General features: G+C 73.0%; 15 protein-coding genes. 7 read left to right on the forward strand and 8 right to left on the reverse strand.

The window, feature by feature from the left end; all coding sequences use genetic code 11:
* The first annotated feature begins 32 nt into the window (after positions 1-32).
* From OG509_RS05255 to OG509_RS05270, 4 genes are all read left to right on the forward strand, one after another.
* Positions 33-2189 carry a discoidin domain-containing protein gene (locus tag OG509_RS05255; protein WP_406180518.1) on the forward strand — a complete coding sequence of 719 codons (2157 nt, stop codon included), beginning with the start codon at positions 33-35 and terminating at the stop codon, positions 2187-2189.
* Positions 2190-2444: 255 nt separating this feature from the next.
* Positions 2445-2765, forward strand: a complete 321-nt coding sequence (locus tag OG509_RS05260; protein WP_406180519.1) for a hypothetical protein — start codon at positions 2445-2447, stop codon at positions 2763-2765.
* Between the two features lie 17 nt (positions 2766-2782).
* On the forward strand, positions 2783-3046 hold the full coding sequence (locus OG509_RS05265; protein WP_406187472.1) for a hypothetical protein: 264 nt from the start codon (positions 2783-2785) through the stop codon (positions 3044-3046).
* A complete protein-coding gene (locus tag OG509_RS05270) occupies positions 2998-3204 on the forward strand; it encodes a hypothetical protein (RefSeq protein ID WP_406180521.1) in 207 nt (68 codons plus the stop codon). The genes OG509_RS05265 and OG509_RS05270 overlap by 49 nt, the downstream gene beginning before the upstream one ends.
* Before the next feature lie 7 nt (positions 3205-3211).
* On the opposite strand, the gene OG509_RS05275 is transcribed toward OG509_RS05270, so the two are convergent.
* From OG509_RS05275 to OG509_RS05295, 5 genes are all read right to left on the reverse strand, one after another.
* Positions 3212-4129: an NADP-dependent oxidoreductase gene (locus OG509_RS05275; protein WP_406187473.1), complete on the reverse strand. Its 918-nt coding sequence runs from the start codon at positions 4127-4129 to the stop codon at positions 3212-3214.
* A gap of 146 nt (positions 4130-4275) precedes the next feature.
* Positions 4276-5661: a GH1 family beta-glucosidase gene (locus OG509_RS05280; RefSeq protein WP_406180523.1), complete on the reverse strand. Its 1386-nt coding sequence runs from the start codon at positions 5659-5661 to the stop codon at positions 4276-4278.
* A 22-nt stretch (positions 5662-5683) separates the two neighbouring features.
* Positions 5684-6574 (reverse strand): carbohydrate ABC transporter permease, encoded by an 891-nt coding sequence (locus OG509_RS05285; RefSeq protein ID WP_406180525.1) that lies wholly within the window; start codon positions 6572-6574, stop codon positions 5684-5686.
* The gene (locus tag OG509_RS05290; protein ID WP_406180527.1) at positions 6567-7496 is read right to left on the reverse strand and encodes a carbohydrate ABC transporter permease; all 930 of its coding nucleotides are present in this window, start codon (positions 7494-7496) and stop codon (positions 6567-6569) included. The genes OG509_RS05285 and OG509_RS05290 overlap by 8 nt, the downstream gene beginning before the upstream one ends.
* 10 nt (positions 7497-7506) lie before the next feature.
* Positions 7507-8826 carry an ABC transporter substrate-binding protein gene (locus OG509_RS05295; protein ID WP_406180529.1) on the reverse strand — a complete coding sequence of 440 codons (1320 nt, stop codon included), beginning with the start codon at positions 8824-8826 and terminating at the stop codon, positions 7507-7509.
* Positions 8827-9112: 286 nt separating this feature from the next.
* Between OG509_RS05295 and OG509_RS05300 the strand changes: the two genes are divergently transcribed.
* Entirely contained in the window at positions 9113-10423 is a 1311-nt protein-coding gene (locus tag OG509_RS05300; RefSeq protein WP_406180531.1) for an ROK family protein, read from the forward strand.
* A gap of 10 nt (positions 10424-10433) precedes the next feature.
* On the opposite strand, the gene OG509_RS05305 is transcribed toward OG509_RS05300, so the two are convergent.
* Positions 10434-11372: a LysR family transcriptional regulator gene (locus OG509_RS05305; protein ID WP_406180533.1), complete on the reverse strand. Its 939-nt coding sequence runs from the start codon at positions 11370-11372 to the stop codon at positions 10434-10436.
* A 117-nt stretch (positions 11373-11489) separates the two neighbouring features.
* Positions 11490-12566: an RNA ligase (ATP) gene (locus OG509_RS05310; RefSeq protein ID WP_406180535.1), complete on the reverse strand. Its 1077-nt coding sequence runs from the start codon at positions 12564-12566 to the stop codon at positions 11490-11492.
* A 163-nt stretch (positions 12567-12729) separates the two neighbouring features.
* Here OG509_RS05310 and OG509_RS05315 point away from each other — a divergent pair, with 163 nt between their 5' ends.
* Positions 12730-13473 (forward strand): SDR family NAD(P)-dependent oxidoreductase, encoded by a 744-nt coding sequence (locus OG509_RS05315; protein WP_406180537.1) that lies wholly within the window; start codon positions 12730-12732, stop codon positions 13471-13473.
* Between the two features lie 34 nt (positions 13474-13507).
* Here the strand turns inward: OG509_RS05315 and OG509_RS05320 are convergent, their stop codons facing one another.
* Positions 13508-14266 (reverse strand): peptidoglycan-binding protein, encoded by a 759-nt coding sequence (locus OG509_RS05320; RefSeq protein ID WP_406180538.1) that lies wholly within the window; start codon positions 14264-14266, stop codon positions 13508-13510.
* A 426-nt stretch (positions 14267-14692) separates the two neighbouring features.
* Between OG509_RS05320 and OG509_RS05325 the strand changes: the two genes are divergently transcribed.
* Positions 14693-15121, forward strand: coding sequence for a hypothetical protein (locus OG509_RS05325; RefSeq protein ID WP_406180539.1), 429 nt, complete (start codon positions 14693-14695; stop codon positions 15119-15121).
* Positions 15122-15171: the final 50 nt, after the last annotated feature.

Below are 15171 nucleotides of genomic sequence, written 5' to 3' on the forward strand. Positions count from 1 at the left end.
CCGGATCCACGACGTCAGGAGAGCCCCCCCCCATGCCCCGCCTCTCGGACCATCCGCCGCGACTGACGGCCGCGGCCCTCGTCACCGCGCTCGTAGCGGCCCTCCTCGTGCTCCTCCCGGGAGCCGCCGCCCAGGCCGCGCCCGTCCTCCTGTCCCAAGGCAGGCCCGCCACCGCCTCCAGCGAGGAGAACGCCGGCACGCCCGCCTCCGCCGCCGTCGACGGCGACAACGCCACCCGGTGGTCGAGCCAGTTCGCCGACCCGCAGTGGATCCAGGTGGACCTCGGCGCCCCCGCCCAGCTCAGCCAGGTCGTACTGCGCTGGGAGACCGCGTACGCGAAGGCGTACCGGATCGAGCTGTCCGACGACGGCGCCCGCTGGAGCACCGCCTACTCCACGACCGCCGCCACCGGCGGGGTCGCCATCCACGACATCACCGGCACCGCCCGCTACGTCCGCGTGTACGGCACCCAGCGCGCCACCCAGTGGGGTTACTCCCTCTACGAGTTCCAGGTCTTCGGCACCTCCGGCGGCGGCCCCACCCTCCCCGGCGGCGGCGACCTCGGCCCCAACGTGATCGTCTTCGACCCGTCGACCCCGAACATCCAGGGCAGGCTGGACGAGGTGTTCCGGCAGCAGGAGTCGGCCCAGTTCGGCGCCGGCCGCTACCAGTTCCTCTTCAAGCCGGGCACGTACAACGGCCTCAACGCCCAGATCGGCTTCTACACCTCCATCTCGGGTCTGGGCCTCAGCCCCGACGACACCACCATCAACGGGGACGTGACCGTCGACGCGGGCTGGTTCGGCGGCAACGCCACCCAGAACTTCTGGCGTTCGGCCGAGAACCTCGCGCTCAACCCCGTGAACGGCACCGACCGCTGGGCCGTGTCCCAGGCCGCGCCCTTCCGCCGGATGCACGTCAAGGGCGGGCTCAACCTCGCCCCCGACGGCTTCGGTTGGGCATCCGGCGGCTACATCGCCGACTCGAAGATCGACGGCCAGGTGGGCAACTACTCGCAGCAGCAGTGGTACACGCGCGACAGCGCGATCGGCGGCTGGGGCAACGGGGTCTGGAACCAGGTCTTCTCCGGGGTCCAGGGCGCACCCGCCCAGTCCTTCCCGAACCCGCCGTACACCACGCTCGACACCACTCCCGTCTCCCGGGAGAAGCCCTTCCTCTACCTCGACGGGACCGAGTACAAAGTCTTCGTCCCGGCCAAGCGCGAGAACGCACGCGGCACCTCCTGGGGCAACGGCGCGCCGCAGGGCACCTCGCTCCCGCTGAGCCGGTTCTACGTGGTCAAGCCGGGCACGACCGCCGCGACGATGAACCAGGCGCTGGCCCAGGGCCTGCACCTGCTCTTCACGCCCGGCGTCTACCACGTCGACCAGACCCTCCAGGTGAACCGCGCGGACACGGTCGTCCTGGGCCTCGGCCTGGCCACGATCGTTCCGGACAACGGGGTGACGGCGATGAAGGTCGCCGACGTGGACGGGGTGCGGCTCGCCGGCTTCCTGATCGACGCCGGGCCGGTCAACTCGCCGAGCCTGCTGGAGGTCGGCCCGGCCGGCACGGCCACGGACCACGGCGCCGACCCGACGACCGTGCAGGACGTGTTCATCCGGGTCGGCGGCGCCGGCCCCGGCAAGGCCACCGTCGGCATGGTGATCAACAACCACGACACGATCGTCGACCACACCTGGATCTGGCGGGCCGACCACGGCGACGGGGTGGGCTGGGACACCAACCGCGCCGACTACGGGTTCCGGGTGAACGGCGACGACGTACTGGCCACCGGGCTGTTCGTCGAGCACTTCAACAAGTACGACGTGCAGTGGAACGGCGAGCGCGGCCGCACGGTCTTCTTCCAGAACGAGAAGGCGTACGACGCCCCGAACCAGGCGGCGATCCAGAACGGCACGACCAAGGGCTACGCCGCGTACAAGGTGGCCGACTCGGTGACCGTCCACGAGGGATGGGGACTGGGCAGCTACTGCTACTACAACGTGGACCCGACGATCCGTCAGGACCACGGCTTCCAGGCGCCGGTGAGGCCGGGCGTGAAGTTCCACGACCTGCTCGTCGTCTCGCTCGGCGGCAAGGGCCAGTACGAGCACGTCATCAACACCACGGGCGCACCCACCTCGGGAACGTCGACGACCCCGTCCACGGTCGTCTCCTTCCCCTGACCCGAGGAAGGCCGTGCGGGCGCGGGGCGGCTCTCCGGCCGCCCCGCGCCTCCCCGCTCGGTGGCAACCTCGCCCAATCGGTGTGCGCGGCCCCGGGGGTCTGCGAGACTCCGCTCAACGGGGCGGCACGGACAGCCGGAAGGGCACGGGGAACCGCATGGAGCCGATTCGTGCCGTTCCCGCCGCAGCCGGTCATCACCCAGGACAACCGCCGAAGGGGAGAAGCAGGCGGCGATCCTGCGGGCCGAGACCGAGGTGGCGGTCGCGGACATCCTCCGCCGCGGCGGCGCACGGGCGGCGGCTCCGGCCGCGGTTCCCGTACGGGCCGTGCGGCCCGATCCGCTGCTGCCGGGCGACCCCCGCCGGGTCGGCCGCTACCGGCTGACGGCCCGGCTCGGCGAGGGCGGCATGGGGACGGTCTACCTGGGGCTGTCGCCGGGTGAGCGGCGGGTGGCGGTGAAGGTCGTACGGGCGGACCTGGCGGCGGATCCGGGGTTCCGCAAGCGGTTCGCGCGGGAGATCGAATCCGTGCACCGGAGGGGATCCACGCCTTCGGGATCGTCCACCGCGATCTGAAGCCCGGCAACATCATCATCGCGGAGACGGGTGCGCGGGACATCGACTTCGGCATCGCGCGGGCGCTGGACGCCACCGCCCTGACCCGGACGGACCACCTGATCGGCACCCTGGGCTTCCTCGCCCCGGAGCAGCTGACGGGGGCTCCGCTCACGCCGGCCGTCGACGCCTACGCGTTCGGGATGTGCTGGCCCACGCGTGCGGGGCCGCGCCGTTCCCGCAGGGAGCGAAAGTGGAGCCGGCCCTGCGGCTGCTGCCCGCCGGCCTGTCGGCGATCGTGAGGGTCTGCCTCTCCCCCGACCCGGCCACCCGGCCGACCCCGGCGCAGATCCTGGAGCGCCTGGGCGGCGGGGACGTGAAGCCGGCCGGGGACTGGCTGCCCCCGGCCGTGCGGGCGATGGTCGGCCTCCACAACATGCCGACCGGCACCGGGAGCTGAGGAGGGGTCAGACCTCCAGGATGATCTTTCCGGCGGTGCGTCCCGTCTGGCTGAGTTCGAAGGCCTCCGCGAGCCGCGACAGCGGGAACGTCTCGGCGATGGTGACGGTGAGCTGCCCGCTGTCGGCGAGCCGGCCCAGTTCGGCCAGGCCTTCGGCGTCGGGCCGGACCCACATCCACTGGCCTCCCGCGCCGAGCACGGTGGGGTCGGCGATGGAGGCGTGCCGGCCGCCGTCGGCGAGGACCGCCTGGGTGACGTCGAGGACGCCGCCGACGAAGTCCGCGGCGACGGTGATCCCGTCGGGGGCGAGCGCGCGCACCCGGTCGACCAGTCCCTCCCCGTACTCCACGGGCTCGCAGCCGAGTTCGCGCAGCCGGTCGTGGTTGCGCGGCGAGGCCGTGCCGATGACCCGGGCGCCCAGCGCACGGGCGATCTGCACGCCGAAGGACCCGACCCCGCCCGCGGCCCCGTGGATGAGGACGGTGTCGTCCTTTCCGGTGGCGAGCCGGGTGAGCAGCTGGTACGCGGTGAGCCCGGCCAGCGGCAGGCCGGCCGCCTCCTGCCAGGACAGCGAGGCGGGCTTGGCGGCCGCGGCCCGTACGGGCACGCTGACGAACTCGGCGAAGGTCCCGCCGTGCACGTAGTCCTTGCGGGCGTACGCCATGACCTCGTCGCCGACCGCGAACTCGGGTGTGTCGATGCCGACCCGCTCGACCGTGCCGGCGACGTCCCAGCCGGGGACGACCGGGTACACGACGTCCATCAGCGGGTCGAGCCCGCCCGCCATGATCTTCCAGTCGACGGGGTTGACCGAGGCGCACCTGACCCGGACGAGGAGCTCGCCGGGGGCCAGCTTGGGCATCGGCAGCTCGGTCTCGGTGAGCACCTCCGTCCCGCCGTACGTCTCGTAGGCCATCGCCCGCATGGTGTCCTGGGACATCTACCCGACCTCTCCGTGTGCCATGAGCCGTGAGCTGGTGGAAGCACCGCCGCCCATCCCATCACGAAAGGCCGTGCCCGCCCCGAGAAGCGGGGCGGGCACGGCGCGGCGCGGCGCGGGGAGCCGCGATGTCACAGGGCCCGGTGCGCGGCGATCACTTCGGCGTAGCGGCGCCCGCTGGTCTTGATCGTGCGACGCTGGGTGGCGTAGTCGACGCGGACCAGGCCGAAGCGCTTGTCGTAGCCGTAGGCCCACTCGAAGTTGTCCAGGAGGGACCAGGCGTAGTAGCCGGCCAGCGGCGCGCCGCGGCGGGCGGCGCGGGCGCAGGCCGCCAGGTGCCCGGTCAGGTACCGGGCCCGTTCGGGGTCGTGGACGCTGCCGTCGGCGGCGACGGTGTCGTGGTACGCGGATCCGTTCTCGGTGACGTGGATGCGCCGGGCCCCGTACTCCTCGGTCAGCCGCATGAGCAGGGCCTCCAGGCCGTTCGCGTCGACCTCCCAGTCCATACCGGTGCGCGCGACGCCGGGCCGGTCGATCTGGCGGGCGTACGGGGCGGGGCCGGCCGGGTCAGCGGTGACCGTCTGCGGGAAGTAGTAGTTCAGGCCGGTCCAGTCGAGCGGGCTCGCGATGGCGGCGAGGTCGCCGGGGCGTTCGGGGAGGTCCACGGCGTAGACCTCGCGCATGTCGGCGGGGAACCCGCGGCCGTGGACCGGGTCGAGCCACCAGCGGTTGACGTGGCCGTCCATGCGCAGGGCCGCCGCCCGGTCGGCTTCGGTGTCGGTGGCGGGCTCGATCGTGGAGAGGTTGTTGACGATGCCGATCCGCGCGCCGGGGGCGGCGGCCCGTACGGCCTGGGTGGCGAGCCCGTGGCCGAGCAGCAGGTGGTACGAGGCGCGGACGGCGGCGGTCAGGTCGGTCCAGCCGGGGGCCATCCTCCCCTCCAGGTGGCCGATCCACGCCGAGCACAGGGGCTCGTTCAGGGTGGCCCACTGGGTGACCCGGTCGCCGAGGCGGGCGGCGACGAACCCGGCGTACGCGGCGAAGTGCTCGGCGGTCGACCGCTCGGGCCAGCCCCCGCGGTCCTGGAGGGCCTGGGGCAGGTCCCAGTGGTAGAGGGTGACGGAGGGGGTGATCCCGGCGGCGAGCAGGCCGTCGACGAGCCGGTCGTAGAAGGCGAGGCCCTCGGGGTTGGCCGGGCCGTCGCCGCCGGGGACCACGCGCGGCCAGGCGATGGACATCCGGTAGGCGTTGGTGCCGAGCTCCCGCATCAGGGCGATGTCCTCGCGCCAGCGGTGGTAGTGGTCGCAGGCGATGTCGCCGGTGTGGCCGCCGTCGACGGCGCCGGGGGTGTGGGAGAAGGTGTCCCAGATGGAGGGGGCGCGGCCGTCCTCGGCGACGGCGCCCTCGATCTGGTAGGCGGAGGTCGCGGTACCCCAGGCGAACTCGCGGGGCAGGGCGGCGAGATCGATGGAGCCGAGTTCAGCGCCGGTCTCGAAACGGGTTCCGGAAAGGGTCATTCGACGGCTCCTGCCGAAAGGGTCATTTGACGGCTCCCGCCGTGAGTCCGGCCACCAAGTACCGCTGGAGCAGCAGGAATCCGGCGACGACGGGGATGCTGACGACGAGCGAGGCGGCCATGATCTGGTTCCAGTAGACGTCGGTCTGCGTGGAGTAGCCCTGCAGCCCGACGGCGAGGGTGCGGGTGGTGTCGTTGGTCATGACGGAGGCGAAGAGCACCTCGCCCCAGGCGGTCATGAACGCGTACACGGCGACGGCGACGATGCCGGGGACGGCCGCCGGGACCACGATGCGCAGCAGCGCGCCGAGCGGGCCGCAGCCGTCGACGGTGGCCGCCTCGTCGAGGTCGCGGGGCACCGAGTCGAAGTACCCGATGAGCATCCAGATGGAGAAGGGGAGGGAGAAGGTCAGGTACGTGAGGATCAGCGCGCCGCGGGAGCCGTAGAAGGCGATTCCGGTGGCGTTGCCGACGTTGACGAAGATCAGGAACAGCGGGAGGAGGAAGAGGATCCCGGGGAACATCTGGGTGGAGAGGACGGTGACGGTGAACAGGCGCCTGCCGCGGAAGCGGTGGCGGCTGACCGCGTAGGCCGCGAAGACGGCGATGACGACGGAGGCGGCGGTGGCCGCGCCCGCCACGATCAGGGAGTTCACGAAGTACCGGGCGAGCGGGACGGTGTGCCAGATGTCGATGTAGGGGCGGAGGGTGAGCCCGCTGGGGATCCAGCGGAAGCGGCCCGCGACGTCCTGGAGCGGCTTGAGGGAGCTGGTGACCATGACGTAGACGGGCAGCAGCACGAAGCCGGAGAGCAGGGTGAGGAAGGCCGCGCGGATCACCCGGAAGGTGAGGGGCGGGGCGAGCGGCGAGGATCGGCGGCGGCTGCCGTCGCCGATCCTGGTGTGGTCAGGCACGCTCGTTCCTCCTTCCGCGGGTCGTGACGAGCAAGTACCCGGCGGTGACGATCAGCAGGAAGAGCAGCAGCAGGACGGACATGGCCGAGCCGGTGCCGAAGTTCCAGGTGACGAAGCTGGATTGGTAGATGTGGAGGGAGATCAGGTCGGCGGCCTCGGGGGCCGATTTGCCGAACAGCACGAACGGCGTGTTGAAGTCGTTGAAGGTCCACAGGAACAGCACCAGGATCAGGACCTGGTTGACCGCGCCGACCGAGGGCAGGGTGATCCGGCGGATCTGCTGCCAGATGCCGGCGCCGTCCAGCGCGGCGGCCTCGTACAGCTCGCCGGGGATGTTCTGGAGGGCGGCGGTCACGATGAGGAAGGCGAACGGCCACCCCTTCCAGACGGAGACGGTCAGCAGGGCCCAGAAGCTGTTGCCGCCCAGCAGCCAGAAGGTGTGCTCGCCGCCGATCAGGCCCAGTTGGTCGTGCAGGACGTGGTTCACCAGGCCGTTGTCCCGCTGGAACATGAACGCCCAGGTGATGACCGCCGCGTACACGGGCAGGGCGTACGGGACCAGGAACAGGGCGCGCAGGAGGCCGCGGCCGCGGAAGCCCTCCTGCATGAACACCGCCGCGGCGGTACCCAGCAGCCAGCACAGTCCGACGGAGAGCAGGGTGAAGAGACAGGTGGTGAGGAAGGAGCGCAAGAGGGCTTCGCCGACGGGCCTGTTGACGTCGAGGACGAGTTCGTAGTTGGCCCAGCCCGTCCAGGGCGCGCGGGACCAGTCGCGGATGAAGAACTGGGTCAGCCGGCGGAAGCTCATCAGGATGCCCATCACCATCGGGACGAGGTGGATGAGCAGTTCGAGGAGCAGCGCGGGCAGAAGCAGGAGGTACGGGAGGGAACTGCGGCGCAGACGCGCGGTCTTGAGGCTCATCGGGCCGCACTCAGCTCGCCATCTGCTGCTGGGCCTTGGTGAGCTTGGCCTTGACCGACTCGGTGGTGACGGGGCGGCCCGCCGCGGCGTCCGCGAAGAGCTCCTTGACTGCGGTGCCGACGGCCGTCTCGAACTGGGACTCCTGCGGGACCTGCGGGAGCGGGGCGGCACTGGTGCCCAGAGTGGTGCGGAGCACGGTGAGGTCGTCGGTGGCGAACGCGGGGTCGCTCTGGGCGGCCTTGACGGGCGGGACGGAGCCGTACGTCTTGTTGAGGATCCTCTGCTCGTCGTCGCTGGTCATGAACTTCACGAACTTGAGGGAGCCGTCGATGTTGTCGGTGTTCTTGAAGACGGCGAGGTTGATGCCGGCGACCATGGAGTTGGTGCCCGGGCCGGAGCCGGGTGTGCCGCCCGCGGGCACCGGGACCGGGGCCACGCCCCAGTCGCCCTCCTTCATGCCGTGGCTCTTGAAGGAGGAGGCGGCGCTCTGCCACAGGACCATGGCGGTCTTGCCGTTGGCGAAGTCCTGGAGGGACTGGTTCTGGGCGTACTCGGCGTTGCCCGGCGCGATGATCTTGTCCTTGGCCATCAGGTCGACGTACTGCTTGACGGCGTCGACGGCGCCCGGGGAGTCGAAGGTGGGCTTGCCGGCCGCGTCGAAGAAGTCCGCGCCGTGCTGCTTGGCGAGGACGAAGGCCTGGTGGATGTTGTTGGCGAGGTTGGCGCCCTCGGCGCCGAGGGCCCACTTGCCGTCCCTGGACAGCCGCTGCCCGGTCGTGACCATCTCGTCCCAGGTGGCCGGGGGCTTCGCTATGCCCGCCTCCTGGAACATCTTCTTGTTGTAGTAGAGCGCGTACGCCATCGAGTACAGCGGGACGGCGGCCGGGTCCTGGCCGGCGGCGCCCGCCGAACCGATGGCCGACTCCACGAAGCGGTCCTTGCCGCCGATCGCCGCGAAGTTCTCGGCGTTCCACGGGAGCAGGGCGCCGGTGGCCTGGAGGGAGGAGGACCAGGTGTTGCCGATGTTGAGGACGTCGGGGCCCTGGCCGGAGGCGGTGGCGGCGAGGATCCGGTTGAGCAGGTCCGACCAGGGGACGACTTCGAGCTTGACCTTGATCCCGGTCTGCTCCTCGAACTTCTTCAGCTCCGGGCCGAGGGCCGCCTGGTCCGCCGCGAGGTCCGGGCCCTGGTTGGAGGCCCAGTACGTGAGCTCCTTGGGGGCGGTGTTGGACCCGCCGCCGGTGTCCGCGGCGCCGCCGCCGCAGGCGGTGGCGGTGGCGGCGAGCAGGGAGGCGGTGACGGCGGCAGCGGCGGCTCGGGTTCTGCGCATGGCGGATCGGCCCCTTTCGGCAGGGTCGGGGAAGGCCGGCGGGTGTTCTCGGCTCGGACGGCGGTGCGTTGACGGCGGTGCGTTGGCGGCGGTGCGTTGGCGGCGGTGCGTTGGCGGCGGTGCGTTGGCGGCGGTGCTTCGGCGGCGCGCCCACCGCTTGGAGCCCAGCGCCTCAAGGCCTTAATTTAGGACGTGAGTTAAGCCTCGTGAAAGGGTCGCGTCAAGGGGTCGCGCAAGGGTATGTTGCGAGCGACGACAGGGCGGACGGCAGGACGGAAGGAGCCAGATGACCACAGGGCGTGGCGGCCGTACGGTACGGGACCTGCGGCGCGGCAACCGCAGCGCCGTGCTCCAGCGGCTGTACTTCGGCGGGCCGATGAGCCGGCAGGAACTCGGGCCCGCCACCGGGCTGAGCTCCGGCTCCGTCAGCAACGTGGTCGGCGAACTCGTCTCGGACGGGCTGCTGGAGGAGGCAGGCATCGTCGACTCGGACGGCGGCCGGCCGCGCACCCTGCTGCGCGTGGCCCCCGGCAGCGCCCACATGATCGGGGTCGACGTCGGCGAAACCCGGGTCCGCGTCGAGCTGTTCGACCTGACACTGACCGAACTCTCGCGCGCCGAGCTGCCGTTGCAGCCGCGCGGCTGCTACGACGTCGGCCCGATCGTGGACCACGTCCGGACCGGGATCGCCGCCGTCCTCGCGGAGGCCGGGGTCGGGACGGACCGGCTGCTGGGGGTGGGCGTGGGCGTCCCCGGCATAGTGGACCGCGAGGCGCCGGGCGGAGCGGTCGTCCACGGCCAGACCATCGGCTGGGACGCGGTCCCGTTGGAGGCGCTGCTGCGGGCGACGGGAGCCGTGCCGCCGGAGGTCCCGTACATCATCGACAACGGGGCACGCACGCTCGGCCAGGCCGAGATGTGGTTCGGGGCGGGGCGCGGTGCCCGCGAGGCCGTCGTCGTCCTGTTCGGCTCGGGCGTGGGCGCCAGCCTGATCACGGACGGCTCGCCGGACGGGGGCACGACGGAGGGCACCCCGCTGGAGTGGGGGCATTTGACCGTCTCGGTACGGGGGCGGCGCTGCCGGTGCGGGGCGCTGGGCTGCCTGGAGGCGTACACGGGGGCGGAGTCCCTGCTGCAGCGGTGGTCGGAGCGAGGCGGCGGCGCCGTGGACGCGGCGGACGAGGAGGAGGCCCTGTCGGCGCTGCTGGCGGCTGCCGTCGCGGCGGATCCGGTGGCCCTGGAGGTACTGGAGGAGACCGCGGAGTACCTCGGCGCGGGCCTGTCGGACGTGGTCAACCTGTTCCGGCCGGAGCGCATCCTGATCGGCGGCTGGGCGGGCCTGCTGCTGGGCCCGCACATCCTGCCCGCCGTACGGGAGCACGCGGCCCGGTACTCCCTGCGCCATCCCGCCGAGCACGTCACCATCGGCCTGGGGTCCCTGGGCCCGGACGCGGTCACGGTCGGCGCGGCGACGCTCCCGCTGTCGGCGTTCTTCGCCACGGGCGGCCGTCCCACGCCCCGGCCCCCGCAGCCGGAGGCCCCGGGCTGGCGCACGTCCCTGGAGGTCCGAGCCGGATCGCCGGCCCGGCGACCGTGAGCTTCCGGGTTCAGCCGCCGCCGGCCTCCGCGCACCGGGCGAGGGTGTCCAGGAAGGCCGTGGTGAGCGGGTCGGGGTGCGGGCGCGTATAGGCGGCGAGCATCCGGCGCACCGGCGGTTCGGGACGCAGCACCCGCCCCGCGAAGCCGGACGGCACGACGCTCTCGGGGACCAGGGCCGGTCCGAGCCCGGTGGCCGCCAACAGCGGAGCCGCGGCGGTCTGTTCGGTCCGTACGGCGGCACGCGGCCGGAAGCCGGCCGCCGCACAGGCCTGGTCCACCACCTCGGCCAGGCCGTTGCCGGGGGCGTAGTGCACCCATGAGCGGTCCGCCAGGTCCGCGAGGCGCACCCGGTCCGGCGCCGGATCGTCGGCGGGGACGGCCAGCACGAACTCCTCCGCCCCCAACTCCCGTACGGGACCGTCCCATTCACCGGGCACCGGGCCGACGGCGAGGTCGGCGCGGCCCGCGGCCATCGCGGCGAGCAGCGCGTCGGCGTGCGGGAACTCCATGAGCCGGACGCGTACGTGGGGATGACGTTCGTGCCAGGTGCGCAGCACCGGGAGCAGGATCCCGAGGGTGATCGAGTAGACGGCGGCGACCTGGATCTCGCCGCCGTCCAGGCCGACGGCGCGGCGGGCGGCGGTACGGGCCCGCTCGGCGTCGGCGAGCGCGGCACGGGCGTGCGGGAGCATCGCGCGGCCCATCGGCGTCAGCCGGACCGCGCGCGGCAGCCGCTCCAGCAGCGGCCCGCCCGTATCCCGCTCCAGCGCGCGGACCTGGTGGGACAGGGCGGGCTGGGAGACGTGCAGGAGCTCGGCGGCCCGGGTGAAGGAGCCGGTGTCGACGACGGTGACCAGGTACTCGAGCTGCCTCAGGGTTTTGAGGACCGGCACCCCGGACGACGTGGTGCGCTCGGTGCTGTACGCGATCGGCAACCCGTTCGTCACCGGCACCGTGCTGCACGTGGACGGCGGTGCGCGCCTTGTCTGAGACGACCGGCTCCGGCTCGGGCCGGGCGGGCGCGTGCCGGCCCACCGGCACGTGCTCGACGTGTGCCGGGTCCGTCACTCGTACTCCGTGCCTCCCTTGCGGGTGAGGTAGGCCGGGCTGACGGCCTTGGCCACGGCGCGGCCGCCGACCACCGGGCTGTGGCGCTCCACCGCCGGGCGGATCACGACGCCCTCGCGCAGGTGCATGGACCGGCCCGACACCGTCTCCCGGCCGGTCGCCAGCTCCAGCACCGTGCCGAGCTCGTACGGGCCCTCGAACAGCCGCGGCACCAATGGCAGTTCACCGTCCGAGAACAGCTCCTGCGGGTCCAGCCACCGCACCTGCCCGTCGATCTCCGCCGATACGTCGAAGACGGCGTATCCCGGCCCGGTGGCGGCCGTGCGGGCGTCCGTACCGTACGCGAGGTCCTGGACGCCCGCGCCGTACACCTCACCGAAGACGCCGATCCGGGTGGCGCCCAGCCGCTCGGCCAGCTTCGCGGCGACCTCCGGTACGCCGTGGCCGCGTACGGCCCGCCAGTACAGGTTGCGCTCGTCCTCGCGCAGGGCAAGCCCCTTCGAGCCGAAGCCCTTGGAGGAGACCAGCACCCGGCCGCCGTCGGCGACGTACGTCAACAGGCAGGCGGTGCCGTGCAGTTTCTCGGTGAGGACGACCGGCTCGCCGGGCGCGAACAGGTCCGGGTAGCGCTGGAGGTTCTCGATGTCCACCCACGGCAGCAGCTCGGGCGCGGCCTCCACCTCGCCGTTCATCGTCGTCGGGACGGGCGGCGCCCATTTGGTGATCCCGAGCAGCTCGGCGAAGTCCGTACCCTCCTCTGCCGCCCGCGCCAGGTCCACATCGGCCAGCGCACGCGGCCGGCACACCAGCCCCTGCGACAGTTCGCCGCGCAGCCGCACCGCCTTGACCCGGTCGGCGGAGCCTCCGGCGAGGCGGCCGGTCAGGCCGAGCTCCTCGATCAAGTCGGCGGGCAGCACGGCCTGTTCGGGTATGTATACGGCGAACTCCCCGGTGCGGTAGGCGCCCTTGGCGACGACGGCCCGGTAGAGGCCCACTTGGGCCAGCTCCAGCGCGTCGGCGTTCGGATGCTCGTGGACGGTCAGCTCTTCGGCGGTGACCCGCAAGGTCGACATGTGCGCAACTCCTCGGCCGGGACGGACGGATGGTGCCGTGTGCACCGGGGTCCACTGTGCGACCCGGCATTTCTGCTGGTCCAGCCGAAATCCCGGTGTTAGCCTGACGCGCCCCCGCCACCCGCCACACCGCCGTCCCGCCGCCCCCGCCCAGGAGGTCCCCGTGCCACGTGGTCCGGTCACCGTCGTCACCGGAGGCAGCAGAGGCATCGGCGCCGCGACCTGCCTGCGCCTGGCCGCGGACGGCCATGACGTGGTGCTCGGCTACCTCCGCGACGACGCGGCCGCCGAGGCCGTCGCGCAGCGCGTACGGGCGGCCGGCGCGCGCTGTCTGACCGTACGCGGCGACACCTCCGACGAGTGCGGGGTGGAGCGGCTCTTCGACATCGCCGGGGCCGAGTTCGGCGCGGTGACCGGGCTGGTGAACAACGCCGGGGTGACCGGCCCGCTCGGCCGGCTCGCCGAAACCGCGACCGAGGACCTTCGGCGCGTGGTCGAGGTGAACCTGCTCGGGTACCTGCTGTGCTGCCGCCGCGCCGCCCGGGACATGGCGGGGGCGGGCGGCGGGGCCATCGTGAACGTGTCCTCGGCGGCCGCCACGCTGGGCAGCCCCGGCGACTACGTCCATTACGCGGCGACCAAGGCGGCCACCGACGCCCTGACGGTGGGGCTGTCGAAGGAGCTCGGCCCGGACGGGATCCGGGTCAACGCGGTGGCGCCTGGCATCATCGAGACCGACATGCACGCCGCGATGGGCGACCCCGGACGACCGGCCCGGGCGGCTGCCGGGATCCCGCTCGGGCGGGCCGGGCAGCCGGAGGAGGTCGCGGGGGCCGTGGCCTGGCTGCTGTCCCCGGACGCCTCGTACACGACGGGCGCCGTCCTGCGGGTCTCGGGCGGTCGCTGACACCGGCCGCCGGCTCCGGAGTCACGCTCCGGCGTCAGCCTCCGAAGGCCGCCCGCGTGGCCGGGCCGTAGACCCCGGGCTGGTCGCCCTTGATGTCCCGGTCGCGCTGGAGCTGTGCGACCCCGCGCTTGGTCTGGCTGTCGTACTCGCCGGTGACCGAGACGTACGTGAACCCCTGCCCGCGGAGCCGCTCCTGGAGGGCGCGCACCTCGGGCCCTCGGTCACCCATCCGCAGGGTTCCGGAGGCCCCCGGGGACGGCGGCCCGGACGGGGTGCCCGGCGGCGCCGACTTGAGGTTCTGCCCCGCGGTCGGTCCCTCCGGTCCGGGTCCCGACGGCGATGCCGACGCGGCCGCCGAGGGCGCGGAGGCCCGTACGGACCCCTTGGGCGAGGGATCGTCGGCCCCGGCTCCGGGGCTGCGCGCAGGGAGCACCGGAACGGACAACTCCGGCGGTTTCACGGCCCGCCGGGGCTCCGGGTCGGGTCCGCTCAGCAGGAACGCCATCCCGCCGGCCGCGGCGAGGACGAGCAGGGCCGCGGCCACCAGCGGCACCCGGCTGCCGCGCTCCCGCCCGGTGCCGGCGCCGGCCGGCTCCGCACCGCAAGCGGGCTCGGGGTCGCCGTCACGCCGGGGTTCGGGCGCGCGGAAGGACACGGGCACGGGCCCGGTGTGCGGCCAGGCGGGGGTCGTCGCCCGGGACGGCCGCCCTGAGGGGGTCACGTACGGGCGCACGAACAGGCGGTCGTCGGGCACGCCTGCGCTCTCATCGGAGTCGTCGGAGTAGTGGGACACGGTTGTCTCCCGGCGGGGGTGGGGACCGGCGCGGCGGTGCGGTGTCGGCCCCCACCCTGCCGGTCAGGCCCTGCGCCGCCGCGCGACCAGGACCATGCCCGTGGCGGCTCCCGGCTGAAGGGCGCCTCCGGTTGTCATGGGGTCAAGCGAATCGCGGACCGGTGCGAACATATGAGATATCTCCGAAGTGCAGGTCATGCGGTGGTTCTTGAGTGCTTGATCGGCGCACTCTTTCCTCCCCGGACGGCCCGGGTCAAGCCAGGTGTCCGAACTACCCCATCCGTCCGTTCCGCTTCTCGACCCCGGTAGCCATCGGCATCCGGACCGTGACGATGAGGATGCCGGGGCCGATCCCGCTGCGGGTCGCTTCACCCGGACGCGTGAGTACGGCCCGGCGAGCGGCCCGCGGTGCGGCATGGTGGTCGGATGCAGTTACGCCGGGCCCTGCCCCTGTCCCTCGTCGCACTGCTCGCGAGCACCGGCTGCGTCTCCGTCGGCCCGGACGCGGCCCCGGCTCCGCCCCGCGGCACCTCGGCTCCCGCGGACGCTCAGGACACGCCCGAGGCGCCGCCCGCCCCCGACCGGCCGCCGAGTCCTCCGGAGTCCCTGCCCCTGCCGCTGGGGCAGCTCCCCGAGCCGCCGGTCCGGGCCGCCCCGGAGCGGCCGCCCGCCGTACGGAGCGCCAAACCGCCCGCGGCGCCCCGCCGGGCGCATCCGCCCAAGCCCGCGCCGCCGCGCACCCCGAGGCAGCCGGCCCCGCCGCGGCTGCCCCGCCCGGACGAGCTGTGCGCGGCCGCCGAGGGCGCCGTACCGCCCTCCATCGTGGATCTCTGCATCCGGCAGTATGGCCACTGACCAGCAGATATCGCTCAGGACTTGACCCTCCCCCCGTGTCAGGGCCTGCA

Source organism: Streptomyces sp. NBC_01006, from assembly GCF_045162725.1.
Taxonomy (GTDB): domain Bacteria; phylum Actinomycetota; class Actinomycetes; order Streptomycetales; family Streptomycetaceae; genus Streptomyces.